Here is a 15,954-nt window from a genome sequence, read left to right as displayed (position 1 = left end):
ACGAAAGGAGAAATGAAAGAAATCCCGCTAAAAAACAGGATTTCTTTATTCATTACAAAAGACTATTTAACGTGATTTGCTAGTTCTTTTTGGTATTTAGCATTTGTTTCAAGTTTCTCTTTTTGCCATTTCTTAAGAGCTTCTTCGTATTCTTTAGTGGTTACAATATCATTTTGCAACTCTAAACCTTTAAATACAAACGGATCTCCCTTGATACCAACTTGAGAGTAGGCTTTCGAAAATGGTACTGTACGACTAACTGTAGGAGAACCTCCTGAAGACGCTACAGGGATGAGAAGTGAACTATCAGATACCCACGCCTGTGCTTTAGCATATTTTTCATAGCGTTTGTTAAGGTCACTTGTTTCTGATGCTGCATCATCCAAGAGTTTCTTGTACTCATCAAGACCAACTTGAGCCATGACTTCTGGATCTTTACCTTTTGTTATACCCAAGTGTTTAAGGGCAGAACCCTTCTTAGCATCCAGGATATTGAGATAGGTAGCTGGATCTTGATAGTCTGGTCCCCAACCAGTTCCATTCAAGTCATAGTCTTTCTGAGAAGGAACCTTGGCTTGAGAAGTAATACTCATTTTCTCATTATCTGTCATTTGAAGGACATCGATGACAACATTTTCAGTTCCAAGCGCTGCTTCGACAGATTGTTTGAGGGAATTGGTTTGTTGAACAGCAATGACATCTGTCTGTTCAACTGGAATATCCAAATGGATTGGGAATGTTACGCCTTTTGCTTGCAATTCTGTTTTTGCTTTTTCGAAGGCAGCTTTTGCTTTTGTCGGATTGTAAAGGGTATCTTTACCATCAGTCAAAGCTACATCTTTCCATTGGTCTCCGTATGTTACCAATTGTTCTTGCGCCAATTCACCGAAGGTCTTTTCACCGACCTGTACATAGTCATAAGGTACAAGACTGGTACGGATAATCTTGTCCGCTCCTTCTTCACCATTCATTTGAGCAGAGTAAGAATGACGGTCAAGAGCAAAGTTGATTGCCTGGCGGAAGTTTTTATTGAGAAGTGCTTCTTTTGTAGAAGTCTTTTGCGCTTCATCTGTCTTAGCTGTTTTATTGTAAGACTGGCGATTTACGTTGAAAGTAAAGTAATAGCTAGTTGCTTCTTGCGGGCTATAGACAATCTTATCCCCGTATTCTTGCTTAGTTGAGTCAAAGTTTGAACTTGTTGGGAAGAGACGAGCTGTTGTATAGGCTCCTGATGAGAAACTACGAATCAATGATTCTTGGTCAGATCCATCGTAGAAAGTCAGTTTGACGTGGTCAATCTTAACATTGTCTTTATCCCAATAATTAGGGTTCTTTTCGTACTCGATCACTGATTTTGAAGTGAAGTTCTTCAAAATATATGGTCCATTATAGAGAATACCTGAAGGTGTTGCTGCACCATAATCTTTACCTTGAGAATTTAGGAATTCTTCATTAACTGGGAGCATAGTCGCTGTTGTTACCTTAGAATTCCAGAAGCTTTCTGGCTGGTTTAAGGTGTATTGAACAGTGTAGTCGTCAATTGCTTTAACTCCAACTGTTGAGAAGTCATTGCTTTCACCACTAACGTATTCTGCCAAACCTTTGATAGAATCTTGGATAAGAGTTAGACCATCTGACTTACCATCAGCAGCATGCTTCAAACCAGTCACAAAGTCTTGAGCCTTGACCTCAGCGTACTCTTCCCCTTCAGAAGTATACCATTTGACACCTTTACGTAGCTTGTAAGTGTAGGTCAAACCGTCTTGTGAAACCGACCAGTCTTCAGCAAGAGATGGAATCAAGTTTCCGTATTTGTCATTTTCCAAGAGTCCGTCGACCAAGTTAGCGATGACGTCTGATGTTGAACTTTTACTAGTAATGCTATAGTCCAATGTTGTCGGATCGATGGCATATACGTATGAAAATGTTGTTGGAGCGTCTGCTTTTTTCTCAGTCTTGCCACAAGCTACCAAAAGAAGAGCTGCACTCATCGTTATCCCTGCTACTGCGAGCAACTTTTTCGATTTCATCGGTATTCTCCTTTAAAATACTATTTTTCACCATTATACCCTATTTTTTTATAAAAGCAAGGGTTTTCATGCAATTTTTTAGAAAATTCAAACTAATATTTTTTAAAGAAATTTCTACACTTATTTTAGAAAAAACTCAAGCATCTTAGATACTTGAGTTTTTTTAGGTCTAATAAGCTAATTCGACACAGAAAGCATCCCATGGAGCCAAGAGTTGTTTCTCTAAAGCATCTTCTACTGAGGTATTTTCAATCAAGATAGACTTAACTGGCTCTTCTACTGTAAACTCTTGCTGCTGATTGGACAAATTAGCCACCACAAGGAAACGACGATCTCCATCTTTACGGGTATAAGCAAAAACTTTTTCAGCCGTTTCTAGCAGTTCAAAGTCAGCACGAATCAACCAGCTATTTTCCTTACGAATGTTTACCAATTTTTGATAGGTATAGAAGATAGAATCCGGATTTGCTAAAGCTTCTTTTACATTTATCTTCGCATAGTTTGGATTGACTGATAGCCAAGGTTTTGCACTTGAAAAACCAGCATAATCTGTAGCATCCCACTGCATTGGCGTACGAGCATTGTCACGTCCAATCACACGAATGCTGTCCATGATTTCTTCAATCGGAACGCCTTTTTCAAGAGCCTCACGCGCATAGTTGAGGGATTCAATATCCTCTACTTGATCCAAGCTTTCAAACGGGAAATTGGTCATCCCGATTTCTTCCCCTTGGTAGATATAAGGCGTCCCTCTCATGAGATGAAGCAAGATGGCATACGCTTTGGCAGATTTTTCACGGTAGTCTTGGTCATTTCCCCAGATAGAGACAATACGAGGGAGGTCATGATTGTTCCAGAAAAGTGAATTCCAGCCATCTTCAACTCCGAGTTCTGTTTGCCATTTATTAAAAATAGTCTTCAACTTAGAGACATCCAGATCTTTTTGGTAGTGCCACTTAGGTTGTCCTTCCTGATACTGAAGACAGATATGTTCAAACTGGAAGACCATAGACAACTCTTGACCTTCTGGATTCGAATATTTCTTGGCCTCTTCTGGATTTGCCCCCCAAGTCTCCCCTACTGTCAAAAGGTCTTTGTCGCCAAAAGTTGCCTGATTCATTTCCTTGAGATAGGGATGAAGCATGGGACCATTGTTGACAATCTTCTGATCAGGAATCTTCCCAATCATGTCAATGACATCCATACGGAATCCGCCAATTCCTTTATCAATCCAGAAATTCATCATCTCATAGATTTTTTGGCGGAGCTCTTCATTTTCCCAATTGAGGTCTGGTTGTTTCTTACTGAAAAAGTGTAGATAGTATTGACCAGATTTTTCATCATATTCCCAAGCAGAACCACTAAAAGTAGAGGTTAAATCATTGGGTTTATCTCGCCAAATATAGTAGTCACGTTTGGGACTTTGAGGATTTTCACGCGCTTCAATAAACCAAGCATGCTCGTCTGAGGTATGATTGACAACCAAGTCCATGATGATTCGAATATCTCGTTTTTTGGCTTCAGCAATCAGCTGGTCCATGTCTTCCATGGTTCCAAAGATAGCAGCGATGTCTTGGTAATTGGCAATGTCATAACCATTATCATCCATTGGACTGTCATAAACTGGTGAAAGCCAGATTGCTGTGATTCCTAGCTTAGCTAGATAGTCAAGCTTACTAGTAATTCCAGGTAAATCACCAATCCCATCTCCATTACTATCCTTGAAACTTTTTGGATAAACTTGATAAACAACAGCATTATGCCACCATTTTTCTTGCATCTTTTCACCTCTTTTAAATTAACTTTACTCCATCATAGACTTTTTTCATCATTTGTGCAAGCGTTTGCTTTATCTTTTTTCTTACTTTTATTACTCTGTAGTTTCTTATCTTCTATTTTTTTTATATAATAGAAAACAGAGGTAAAAAAATGAAAAAACAAGCTTTTAGTTCTGAAAAATATCTAAACTTACAACGCGACCATATTTTGGAGCGTATTAACCAGTTTGACGGCAAGCTATACTTGGAGTTTGGAGGCAAGATGTTGGAGGACTTCCACGCTGCCCGTGTCCTTCCTGGCTATGAGCCGGATAACAAAATCAAGCTCTTACAAGAGTTGAAAGAACAAGTTGAGGTTGTTATCGCCATTAACGCTAGCAATATCGAGCACTCAAAGGCTCGTGGTGATTTGGGTATTTCGTACGACCAAGAAGTGCTTCGTTTGATTGATAAATTCAACGAGCTAGGTATCTTTGTAGGTTCAGTTGTTATTACTCAATATGCTGGCCAACCTGCAGCAGATGCTTTCCGCAATCAATTAGCTAAAAACGGTATCGACTCTTATCTTCACTACCCAATCAAAGGGTATCCGACAGATATGGATCACATCATCTCTCCAGAAGGTATGGGGAAAAACGACTATATCAAAACTAGCCGCAATTTGATTGTCGTTACAGCTCCTGGACCTGGGTCAGGTAAGTTGGCAACTTGTATGTCTAACATGTACCACGACCAACTAAATGGCATTAAGTCTGGCTACGCTAAGTTTGAAACCTTCCCAGTTTGGAACCTTCCTCTCCATCATCCAGTCAATTTAGCCTATGAAGCTGCTACGGCAGACCTTGACGATGTCAATATGATTGACCCATTCCATCTCCAAACTTACGGAGAAACAACAGTCAATTACAACCGTGATATTGAAATTTTCCCTGTTCTTAAGCGTATGCTCGAACGTATCTTGGGTGAGTCTCCTTATGCATCTCCAACTGACATGGGTGTAAATATGGTTGGTTTTGCAATCACTGATAACGATGCTGCAATTGAAGCATCAAAACAAGAGATTATCCGTCGCTACTATCAAACAGTTCTCGACTTTAAAGCCGAAAAAGTTGCTGAGTCTGCTGTCAAGAAAATCGAACTTCTCATGAATGATCTCGGCATCACACCAGCTGACCGTAAGGTAGCTGTTGCTGCTCGACAAAAAGCTGAAGAAACAGATGGACCCGCTCTAGCACTTGAGTTACCTTCTGGTGAAATTGTCACTGGTAAGAACTCGGAACTCTTTGGTCCAACAGCTGCTGCTGTGATCAATGCAATCAAAAAGTCAGCTAACATCGATGCCGAAACAAAATTAATTGAACCAGAAGTGGTGAAACCAATCCAAGGTTTGAAAATTAATCACTTAGGTAGTCGCAATCCACGTCTTCATTCTAATGAGATTCTCATCGCTCTTGCAATTACAGCTATGCAGAATCCTGATGCAGACCGTGCTATGAAAGAACTCGGAAATCTCAAAGGTAGCGAAGCTCATTCTACGATCATCTTAACGGACGAAGATAAGAATGTTCTCCGTAAATTGGGAATTAACGTAACCTTTGATCCCTACTACCAATACGACCGTTTATATCGTAAGTAGATTGAAAACTAGTAAGAACTTCTTATCAAGTATCACCCCTCTTCGATAGATTTCGAATCTCTCTTAAGGGGTGACTTTATTTTATGATTCTGACGATTTCCGACTATCTTCTTTTCTAATTATTCTAACATTACTTCGGGAGTTTATTAAAAATGAGAGAATTACTCAGTCAAAAAGAGCAAAGGCAATTAAAGATTTTAGAATATTTGTTTGAAAATCCTGACTGGATTTACCTAGATGATTTATCTAAAACCATTGGACACAATGCTCGCATCATTAAAAGTGATATCAAAGAATTACGTGAAATCTTTCCTGATTTTGATATTCGACACTCAACTGCGGGGATAATGATGGTGAATACGAAAAATAATGGCATTGAGCGAATTTACCAATATTTTTTACAGACGTCTGAATATTTTCAAATTTTAAAAGCATTTTTCCTTTTGGACAGCCCCTTTACCTATGAGCATCTTGCTGAATCTTTGGATATTTCCCTTCCTTCCTTGCGAAAGAAAATTGCGGATATCAATAAGACACTTGATGGAACTTACCGCTTTAAGCTCAAGGTAACCCCAATATCTATCATTGGAGATGAAAAAGATATTCGATTTTTCTTCTCCCAATTTTTCCACGAAGCTTATAATTTTCTGGACTGGCCCTTTGAGGAGGTTAAGGAAGGAAATATAAATAATTTTGTCTCTTTCTTCATTAATTTGGCGAAATTCCCTGCAAAATATCAAAATCTTTACCAAATCAGAACACAGGCTACAGTCGATTTGCACCGAATGAAGAGAGGATATTTCGTTCAGTTATCAGAACAAAACATTTCCTGGTTAAATCCTATTTTCGACCAACTACCCGATTTTCAGCATCAGTTACAAGAATTGGCCCAAGGACTTAACATTGATATCAATCCGGAAAATCTCTATCAAATTTTCAGTCCATTTGCTGAACCTAGTCTCTTCTTCACAGTCGAAGACTTTCTAGCTGCTCGTCAATCTGACGAAAAAGTTAATTTGTCCTATCATGCTGCACGAGACATTCTGGACAACTTAACTCGAAGATTTAGTGTTCAATTTTCAAATACGGATACTTTGATTTGGAACTTGCACAATACTGCCTTACTCGAGCGAAGAGAAATCAACTCCGAATCGATCATTTCACAAAATAAAGACTATACACTTGGAAAGATTAAAAAATTCTTCCCTAATTTTTATGAAGCAACCGTCTTTGAAATGATGCGCTATAAGAACATTATGGGACAAAAGGAGAAGATACCTGCTCTTTCTCACCTGATCTACACCCTGTTTACTCACGCAGAGGGACTTACAGATCAATTATTTGAACATAAAAAGAAAGTCAAAGTCTTAGTTCTGAGTGAGTATGACTTTGCTCATCCAGAATTCTTGATATCTCTCTACGAATTCCATACTTCAAATAACATCCAGTATGAAACTTGGGACAAAGAAACTCTAAATATCGAAGAAATTAGGCAAAGTGACTATGACGCTATTGTCACTAATTTTGATATCAAAGGCCTCGAAGATATGCTCGTCATCAATATCAGTCGACTATCTATCCTGCAAGTTGTCAACGAACTCAATAAGATTTCCATGCAAGATTTATAATAAAAAAAGTCTAGTTAAACTAGACTTTTTTGTTATTCTACCGTTACAGACTTAGCAAGGTTACGTGGTTTGTCCACATCGAGTCCACGGTGTAGGGTTGCAAAGTAAGCGACTAGTTGCGTTGGTACGACCATTGAGATTGGTGAGAGGTAAGGGTGTACGGTCGTAAGAACGATATCGTCTGTATCTTTGGCAACATTTTCTTCTGCGATGGTGAGGACCTTAGCACCACGCGCTGCCACTTCTTGGATATTTCCACGAGTGTGGTTAGCAAGGACTGGGTCTGACAAGAGGGCCAAAACAGGTGTCCCATCTTCAATCAAGGCAATGGTTCCATGCTTGAGCTCCCCAGCCGCAAAACCTTCACATTGGATGTAAGAAATCTCTTTGAGCTTGAGACTGGCTTCCATGGATACATAATAATCTTGACCACGTCCGATGTAAAAGGCATTGCGTGTTGTTTCAAGAAGGTCACGAACCTTAGCATCAATCAATTCTTTCTCTGAAAGAGTTGATTCGATAGACTGGGCTACGATAGACAACTCGTGAACCAAGTCAAAGGCTTGAGCTTTTTCGTTTCCATTTGCTTCACCAACCGCTTTTGCAAGGAAGGCAAGGGCTGCGATTTGGGCAGTATAAGCCTTAGTTGATGCTACGGCAATTTCAGGACCTGCGTGAAGAAGCATGGTATGGTTAGCTTCACGTGACAGCGTTGATCCTGGCACGTTTGTCACTGTCAAGCTTGGAATTCCCATTTCATTGGCCTTAACCAAAACTTGACGGCTATCAGCTGTTTCACCAGATTGACTGATAAAGATGAAGAGTGGTTTCTTGCTGAGAAGTGGCATACCATATCCCCACTCAGAGGAGATGCCAAGTTCAACTGGTGTATCTGTCAATTCTTCCAGCATTTTCTTAGAAGCAAATCCTGCATGGTAAGAAGTTCCAGCTGCAAGAATGTAGATGCGGTCCGCGTCTTGAACAGCCTTTATAATAGCTGGATCTACGACAACTTGACCAGCCTCATCTGTGTAGGCTTGGATGAGCTTACGCATAACTGTTGGTTGCTCATCGATTTCCTTGAGCATGTAGTAAGGATAAGTCCCCTTACCGATATCAGATAAGTCAAGCTCAGCTGTATAGCTAGCACGCTCACGGCTATTCCCATCATAATCTTGAACTTCGACACTATCAGCTTTCACAATTACTAATTCTTGGTCATGGATTTCCATGTATTGGTTAGTTTCACGAATCATGGCCATGGCGTCTGAGCAGACCATGTTGTAGCCTTCTCCAAGACCAATCAAGAGAGGTGATTTATTCTTGGCCACATAGATGACATCTGGATTTTCAGAGTCGATCAAGGCAAAGGCATATGAACCACGGATGATGTGAAGAGCTTTTTTGAAAGCTTCAAGTACTGACAAGCCGTCTTCTTCCGCAAATTTTCCAATCAAGTGAACGGCGATTTCTGTATCTGTTTGTCCCTTGAAGTGGTGACCCGCAAGGTATTCTTCCTTGATTTCAAGGTAGTTTTCAATCACCCCGTTGTGCACCAAGACAAAACGTCCTGTCTCAGAGCGGTGCGGGTGAGCATTGTCCTCTGTTGGCTTCCCGTGAGTGGCCCAACGAGTATGTCCGATACCAGTTGTCCCCTCAACGCCTGCTGTCTTGGCAGACAATTCTGCAATACGACCAACAGCCTTGACCAGATGGCTCTCAGCACCACCTAGAACAAAAATTCCAGCCGAATCATAACCACGGTATTCGAGTTTTTCAAGTCCTTGAATCAAAATATCAGTTGCATTTGAGTTTCCAACAACACCAACAATTCCACACATAGTATATACGACACAGACAAGCTGTGCTTTCTCCTTAAAATTGGTATAGTCTAATTCTCGCTTTAAAGAATCAGCAAAAACAGTATATAATTGTTTCTTTTACTTGTCAAGAATAAAAATTGGTATAGTTCAATTACTTTTAAACCGCAAACAAAAAACCATTCAAGAAATAGCTCTTGAATGGCTTAGAAATATAGCTGATCAACTTATGTCTATACCCTATCGAACACCAGACATCACAGTTTATCTGTTCTCACCCCTCGCAGCCTATTATTTATTAGATTGGAAGGGATAAGTACTTTCAAAAGTTTCCACTATCTCTACTAAACGATCATCCAAATAGGTCATAGCTTGATCTCTGATTGGATTAGGAATTCCATAATAGGCCTCTGCAAGACCTCCACAGATAGCAGCGATCGTATCACTATCTCCTCCGATGGAAATAGCATTTCTGATAGCATCTTCAAAATCTTGTGACTCAAAAAAGGCTTGGAAGGCCTGAGGAACTGAACCCTGACAAGTCACATCAAAGCTATAGTCCTCACGAATTTGGTCCAGGGTAAAGTCCATCGGATAGTAGTTTTTATCGATGTAGTCTCTGATTTCAAGGCGGCTAGAACCAGTTCTAGCCAAGAAGATTGCTACTGCAACTGCTTCTGCACCTTTTAGTCCCTCAGGATGATCATGGCTCACTTCTGTCACTGCTCGGGACAAAGCCTTTGCCTGCTCTATGCTGTCTGCTGCAAAACCGACAGCGCTAATTCTCATAGCAGAACCATTCCCATAACTACCATAGGGTTGAGGATCATCTGAAAAAATCCAGTAGAAAAAATGACCGCCATAGCCACAATCTGGATATTGTCTCCCTATCTCTTGCATGTACTTGACAGCATTTTGTGAGAGTTGATTCCAGTCTTCCCTACTAGCCAATAAGGCTTTAGCAATCGCCAATGTCATGATACTATCGTCGGTCGGGCAAGAATCCTGAGTAAACAAATCAAACTCTTTGCTTTTATGATTATCCGCCTCAAATCGGGAACCAATAATATCTCCAATAACTGCTCCTAGCATAAGCTACCTCCTAGAAGTTTTTCTCCTGTTCACAGGTAATACTTCATGAATTTTCTTCATTATACCATGTTTACTATTGTTTCGGTATTTCCTATGCAATCTACAGGCAGTTTTGTTTCAGCCCAAGATAAGCATAGGTTCGAGTACGTGGACAATCTTTTTCCATCCTCACCCTAAAATAAAACCGATGTTCCCTACCGTCCTTGGCGTTTTCCTTGTTTAAGACAAAGTAGTCCTTTTGGTTAATAGCCATGGTTCGTAGTATATCATCAATCAAGAAAGTCAGAGGCACATTCATGGCAGAGAATTTTTGAAAATCTTCCTCAAAACGAATGTAGTCATCTGAGAAATAGTCCATCTGCAATTTATTTTCATAAAGCTCTTTTCTAGTCATCAACTTCCTCCTGACACAGTTGAATTTCTAGGATGTCATCAACCCTTAGCAGTCTATAGCCATCATCCGTTCTAATAGAGACTCCTTCAGGAGATAATTCTCTTACTTCACCGAATATCCTGCTTTTGCCTTCTTTCTCTCTAAATATGAAAGAGCCTTTTAGTCGATTTATATAGAGTTGAGAGAGCAAGAGCAACTTCTCAACAGGAGTCAAATCTGTCGAGAAATCGACACGATTTTTTTCTTCACTGAGCGAGCTCGTATGCTCTGATAAAAAGAAGCCCATCCACTTCTGCATCCCTGGATCCTGATAGTCCCTTGCGGATTGGAAGGGTAAATAAGAACGATCAATCATTTGAGTCCATCTAATCCTCCAGCAGAATGTCCTCCGATGAGCTTACTTCTGGCAATACTTCTCGACGCATCCTCTAAGGCAGTCGCCTTCAAAAGGGAAGTAAAGCCGAATTGTTTTCGAATGGAATCAATGGCTGTCTGGAGCCTTTCTTCTTTTTCTACTTTATCAACATCATCAAAAAGGGAAATCAACGCAAAGGATTCATCCACAAATCCTGAATAACTAACGGCAACACTTCTGACGGCTCCAGAAGTGTATTTGCTATGGAATAATTTCAGTACATGACTGACTAAAAGACTGGTGCTGTTGGTCGGTTCAACCTTCATCTGGGTATGGATGGAACGTTTTTGTTCCTGCTTAGAAAAACCAAGATGGATAGATACCACCGTCGTCTTCTTTCTAGCCCTTCGAAGCCTGATAGCCACCTGTTCAGCCATCTCTCGAAGGATAATTTCAATATCTCGCCGTTTGACATAGTCTCTCGGTAAAATTTGCGAATTGCCCAAACCATGAGATTTAGCTTTATAAGGCTTATGAACATTACTCTCGTCAATCCCATTGGCATGAAACCATAGGCGCAGTCCAGCTTGGCCAAGTTCTTTCTTCAGAAAATCCGGATTGCTATTGGCTAATTCTTTAATCGAATAAATCTCTAAGGCATTCAAGCGCTTCTCCATCCGATGTCCAATCCCCCAAAAGTCGGTCATCTTTGGAATGGACCAGACCTTATCTTCCACATCTTGATAGGACCAGTTGGCCCTCATAGTCGGTGTGTGCTTGGCTTCATTATCCAAGGCCAACTTAGCAAGCAGAGGATTGGCATTCGACATGCCGACTGTCGAGTAAATCCCGGTCTGCCGCCAGATATCCCTCTGGATACGAGCCGAAAGCATATCCAGCTTATCTTTACGAGAAATCTGCTGGTCTGGAACAAAATAATTAAGTGAACTAGTCAAATCGATAAAACCTTCATCAATAGAGTAGGGATAAATATCATCTGGACTGCCATAATTCTGGAAAATGCGCTGAATTTCCATATTGACCGCGATATACTTATCCATCCGAGGAGGAACAATGACGGTCACCCGAGCCCAGTCTTCGATGAATTTCACATAGTCTTGGTCTGTCCGTAAGCCTTGTTTCTTGGCATTGTAGTAGGAAAATTTGCGCGTCTGGATATCAAAGGGAAGGTCATAAGCACGGCCTACATTCGCTTTCCCAAAGACCTTTTTAAACAAAGGAGAGGCGGCTAGAATAAGCCCAACAGAATTATCCGCTCGACTCATGACACAAAGGGAGGTTTTAAGGGGATGGAGTCCTCTTTCCACACACTCAACACTGGCATAAAAGGACTTCATATCAACAAAGGCAATATCACTTTTGGGCTCTCTGGAATAATCAAAGTAGCCCATAGGCTATCCCTCCATCGGTACAAAATTACCTACGATAATTCCCACAATCCGCGGATCTTCTTCGTAAGAAATGTGAATATCCTTGTATTTAGGATTGATAGAGACCAGACGCAGACCATCTTCTTCACGGTAGACCCGTTTGATATAGGTCTGGTTATTGCAAACCACTGCATAGACAGCTCCGTCATAATCAAATCCTGTCTCTCGAATCAGAGCCACGGAACCATTTTGATATTTAGGTTCCATAGAATCCCCAGACACCCATGAAGCAAAATCGTGAGCCAATTCTTCATTGAAGTAAACCGTATCAAAGTTTCGATCATCATAAACCGAAGCTCCGATACCAGCCGACATGCGTTCATAGACGTGATACTCGTAGAGTTTTTCTGAAATAGCAGTCACCTTCTTGGCTTGTTCTTCTTGAGCCAAATTACGGGCATAGACTACCACCTTTTCTTTCCCTTGGTTCGAGAGGCTATTATAGAGACGGACAATTTCGATTTGGGTGAAATAGCCTTTTGGTACTTTTAAAAGATCTTCTAGTTGAGCAACCTTCTCTTTAGAAGGCTCCTTGACTCCACGTTCCCAAGCTGAATAAGCCTGAAAACTAATGCCAAGCTGCTCTGCAATTTCTTTCTGTGTTAGCTTTAACTCTTTTCTCCGAGCTTTGAGTTTTTCTGGTTGGTACATGTTTTACCTCCTAGCGTGATGTTTTCATCGTAGGTTGACTTTGTTTTCAAAATTCAACCATTTTGGTTTAGTTTTATTATATAAAAAAAGTAGACGAATGTCTACTAGAAATGTTGAGGTTTGGCAAACGGCTGGTAATGATGATGCTATAGATTCCTTATCTCAAATACTGCCGTATTAATCCACTCGTTATTCATTTGAAAGTCATTTTCTATGATTTTACTAAAGGTAAAACCATTTTTTAAAAGCACTCTCTGAGAAGCCAGATTGTACGTTGCCGTCCCCGCAATAATCTTATGTAAACCATAAGTAGTAAAGGCCTTTTCTAAAACGAGTTTAACCGCTTCGCTGGCATATCCTAAATTAGTAACATTTTCTCCAATCCTATATCCAAGTTCTGCTGTTTTTCTATCCTTCCCTAAAACACTTAAATTGATTCTTCCAACCATAACACCTTGTGTATCTCTAATAAGATGCATGTAGACATCATGATTCTCTTGTTCCCTTAACAATTCCCTTGTAATTTCTTTAAAACTTTCTGAATCAAAATAGTGAGCTGGTCTAGGAGGTAAACTTCGCTCAAAATACTCTCTATTTTCTTTTTCAAAAGAATAAACATCTATGCTATTTTCTTCAGACATCAACTCTAAACTTATCATTGTAAACCACCTCCTACCATTCTATAAATTCAAATGTAGTCATGTTCACACAAAGTGATATTTACAGAATTTACAGAGCTATCTTAATTTATTCATATCGCATCTACATTATAACACAACATACTATGAAGAAAAATAATATCCATCAAGGTCCTCATAAATTCCAACATCTTGCTAAACAAGCTGGAAACACCTATGGAAGCTATTTTTAAACCCTACTTGCTTCATCTTCATAAAATGATAATGACTTACAAATAAAGAAGAAAACCATCTCATCAATTCTGAGATGGTTGATTATTTAGTCTACTTTATAAAAAACTTGTTCTGAGCTAGTTGGAGCAGCTTGACCAGCAGTAAGCCTGTTTTTACTTAAGTCAGAATCTAACCCATCTATAATAAGTCCAGCAGGGTAAACACTCATTCCATACCCTGTAAAACCAGATCTAACACTGAATTCAATAGTTCCATGGCTACCCATGCTCACTTTCTCAATGTTCCCACTGTTTACTAGTCCATTTTTATCGAATGTAAACTCTTGTCCAAGCCCATTTCTCCATGTCCCAACTAGAGTAGAGAAATCTCCATTTAGAATGGCTTGCTCATCTATTTTTTGTGATTCAGCATTCGTTTTCTCTTCTTGTGTCGAAGGTCTTTCCTCCTCTGTGGTAGTAGTAATACTATCTTGGGAAGTCGTTGAACTAGTACTTGGTGAACTAGTCGTTGTCGTACTAGTAGTAGAACGCTGTTCCGTTGTAGGAGTAGTCACTACTTCTGCATCTTGCTTCTTATGATTAAAAAGGAAGAAGAGAGAACTTATCAGCACTATAGGGATTAAGGAACATAACAAAATCAAAAGCCAATTTATGCCTTTTCCTATTTTCATTCATAACTCCTTTAAATTATTCTTACTTAATTATATCATACTACACTCATACAAGGAACAAAATATTGGATTTAAATATATTGTTTGGGTGAATTTTGTATTTTTAAAACAAAAAGACATCCAAGAGAAAATTCTTGAATGTCTGTAAATGTTGATAGTATCGTATTGATTAACGTTTTGAGGCAACTGACTTTGTCATGTTGCACCAATTTAGTAAGAAAGTACAAAAAAGAACACCTCGAAAGGTGCTCTTTGTAAGTATAGTAATTCTCTCGAATTAACGTTTACTAAATTGTGATGCTTTACGAGCTTTCTTAAGGTCTATTGAATATATATTATTTTTATGCTAATAAAACAAGAAACTTACTCATACCTAAAACTGTTTTCACCCAAATTAACCTTAAAATATTTGAACCTCTTGTCTGAATCTGGAATCGAGAATTCAAAGCTTTGTTTAGTTCCATTTTCCCATAAATATCTTGTTTCAAACTTAAAACCAGAATAAATTTTATCATTTTCATCATAAAAAGAAATATTTATATCAATGTAATTGATGCGATGACCTGTAGTATTTTCAAAATTCCCCACGTATCGTTTCTCTTTTTCTGATCCATCTTCAACCTCTTCAACTACAAAGTTTTTTGCATCAAACGTATCTACTAATATTCCGTAAACTCTATTAAATTCTTTAACAGCTTCACCGGACCTCAATATATTATTTAAACTATTTTTATCTTGAACAGGGATTTCACTTATTGAATTAATATCTAAAAGTAATTCATAACGTTTATATTGGAGTTTGTTCCACTCGTTTCTAAAGATTCTATCCAAGTATTTTCGATTTATTGCCGTTTCCTTTTCATTCTTAAGGACATCAATATAGGTGTCAGCTAGTTTCTTTAACTCAGGATTTTCGAACTCTCGATTTTTATATTTCTTAAGTTCATTTAGTTCATAATCCACACAGATTCTATAGTTTTTTAGTGATTCTTTATCATACTCCCTTTTGGCAACAAACTCCCAACGTTTATCTAACCCTTTTGCTAACGAAGTTAGAAATTCATTATCATAGGTATTATTGTTGTTTTTACTTGCATTAAATATAAGCAAAAGCATTAGTAGAAGTATTGAAACTACACCTATTAGTTTTTTTCCCACAATCAATCTCTCATTTCTATCTTTTTTTCTATTATAACACTCCTTTGATTACTGTCAAACTAATAGAAGTTTTTACTAGATATTGTAATACGGTCCCTTTTTTATATCAAATAAATTTCATTTATTTGATATAAGTTATCGATAAAAAATAACTCAAGAAAAATTTTGTGATAAGTCTTACTTTTCAACAAAAAAGACATCCAAGAGTAAATTCTTGAATGTCTGTAAACGTTGATATAATCGTATTGATTAACGTTTTGAGAATTGTGATGCTTTACGAGCTTTCTTAAGACCTGGTTTGGAAAGTATGAATTTCAGTTGGACTAAAAACAGCGTAATATCAAGACTTTTCTCCGCTTTTATAAAAGCGTTTTTCCAATCAAATTCAACTAATTTTATCTAAATGGTGTGGATTTTAC

The 15,954-nt window shown here is 38.8% G+C and carries 13 protein-coding genes; 2 read left to right on the top strand and 11 right to left on the bottom strand.

The window, feature by feature from the left end; translation table 11 throughout:
* Positions 1 to 62: 62 nt before the first annotated feature.
* Complete coding sequence (locus tag QM857_RS08720; protein WP_414275712.1) at positions 63 to 2,030, bottom strand: peptide ABC transporter substrate-binding protein; 1,968 nt, start codon at positions 2,028 to 2,030, stop codon at positions 63 to 65.
* Between the two features lie 169 nt (positions 2,031 to 2,199).
* The gene (locus tag QM857_RS08715; protein WP_414275711.1) at positions 2,200 to 3,810 is read right to left on the bottom strand and encodes a glycoside hydrolase family 13 protein; all 1,611 of its coding nucleotides are present in this window, start codon (positions 3,808 to 3,810) and stop codon (positions 2,200 to 2,202) included.
* A gap of 149 nt (positions 3,811 to 3,959) precedes the next feature.
* Between QM857_RS08715 and QM857_RS08710 the strand changes: the two genes are divergently transcribed.
* Positions 3,960 to 5,444, top strand: a complete 1,485-nt coding sequence (locus QM857_RS08710) for a DUF1846 domain-containing protein (RefSeq protein ID WP_414275710.1) — start codon at positions 3,960 to 3,962, stop codon at positions 5,442 to 5,444.
* 152 nt (positions 5,445 to 5,596) lie between these two features.
* The gene (locus tag QM857_RS08705) at positions 5,597 to 7,072 is read left to right on the top strand and encodes a M protein trans-acting positive regulator PRD domain-containing protein (RefSeq protein WP_414275709.1); all 1,476 of its coding nucleotides are present in this window, start codon (positions 5,597 to 5,599) and stop codon (positions 7,070 to 7,072) included.
* A 32-nt stretch (positions 7,073 to 7,104) separates the two neighbouring features.
* On the opposite strand, the gene glmS is transcribed toward QM857_RS08705, so the two are convergent.
* The 9 genes from glmS to QM857_RS08660 all read right to left on the bottom strand — a co-directional run bounded on the left by glmS (position 7,105) and on the right by QM857_RS08660 (position 15,535).
* Entirely contained in the window at positions 7,105 to 8,913 is a 1,809-nt protein-coding gene (gene glmS / locus QM857_RS08700) for a glutamine--fructose-6-phosphate transaminase (isomerizing) (RefSeq protein WP_414275708.1), read from the bottom strand.
* Between the two features lie 270 nt (positions 8,914 to 9,183).
* Complete coding sequence (locus tag QM857_RS08695; RefSeq protein ID WP_414275707.1) at positions 9,184 to 9,984, bottom strand: ADP-ribosylglycohydrolase family protein; 801 nt, start codon at positions 9,982 to 9,984, stop codon at positions 9,184 to 9,186.
* A 100-nt stretch (positions 9,985 to 10,084) separates the two neighbouring features.
* Positions 10,085 to 10,378 (bottom strand): DUF5960 family protein, encoded by a 294-nt coding sequence (locus QM857_RS08690; protein ID WP_414275706.1) that lies wholly within the window; start codon positions 10,376 to 10,378, stop codon positions 10,085 to 10,087.
* Positions 10,371 to 10,733 (bottom strand): hypothetical protein, encoded by a 363-nt coding sequence (locus QM857_RS08685; RefSeq protein WP_414275705.1) that lies wholly within the window; start codon positions 10,731 to 10,733, stop codon positions 10,371 to 10,373. The genes QM857_RS08690 and QM857_RS08685 overlap by 8 nt, the downstream gene beginning before the upstream one ends.
* Positions 10,730 to 12,145 (bottom strand): Y-family DNA polymerase, encoded by a 1,416-nt coding sequence (locus QM857_RS08680; protein WP_414275704.1) that lies wholly within the window; start codon positions 12,143 to 12,145, stop codon positions 10,730 to 10,732. Before QM857_RS08680 ends, QM857_RS08685 begins: the two co-directional genes overlap by 4 nt.
* A 3-nt stretch (positions 12,146 to 12,148) precedes the next feature.
* Entirely contained in the window at positions 12,149 to 12,835 is a 687-nt protein-coding gene (locus QM857_RS08675) for an XRE family transcriptional regulator (protein ID WP_178894602.1), read from the bottom strand.
* A gap of 146 nt (positions 12,836 to 12,981) precedes the next feature.
* Positions 12,982 to 13,494, bottom strand: coding sequence for a GNAT family N-acetyltransferase (locus QM857_RS08670; protein WP_178894601.1), 513 nt, complete (start codon positions 13,492 to 13,494; stop codon positions 12,982 to 12,984).
* A gap of 298 nt (positions 13,495 to 13,792) precedes the next feature.
* Positions 13,793 to 14,377, bottom strand: coding sequence for a DUF6287 domain-containing protein (locus QM857_RS08665; protein WP_414275703.1), 585 nt, complete (start codon positions 14,375 to 14,377; stop codon positions 13,793 to 13,795).
* 363 nt (positions 14,378 to 14,740) lie between these two features.
* Positions 14,741 to 15,535, bottom strand: coding sequence for an FxLYD domain-containing protein (locus QM857_RS08660; protein ID WP_414275702.1), 795 nt, complete (start codon positions 15,533 to 15,535; stop codon positions 14,741 to 14,743).
* Positions 15,536 to 15,954: the final 419 nt, after the last annotated feature.

It is taken from the genome of Streptococcus infantis (assembly GCF_047463315.1).
GTDB lineage: Bacteria > Bacillota > Bacilli > Lactobacillales > Streptococcaceae > Streptococcus > Streptococcus infantis_AB.
This window is presented reverse-complemented; position numbering and strand designations above follow the sequence as displayed.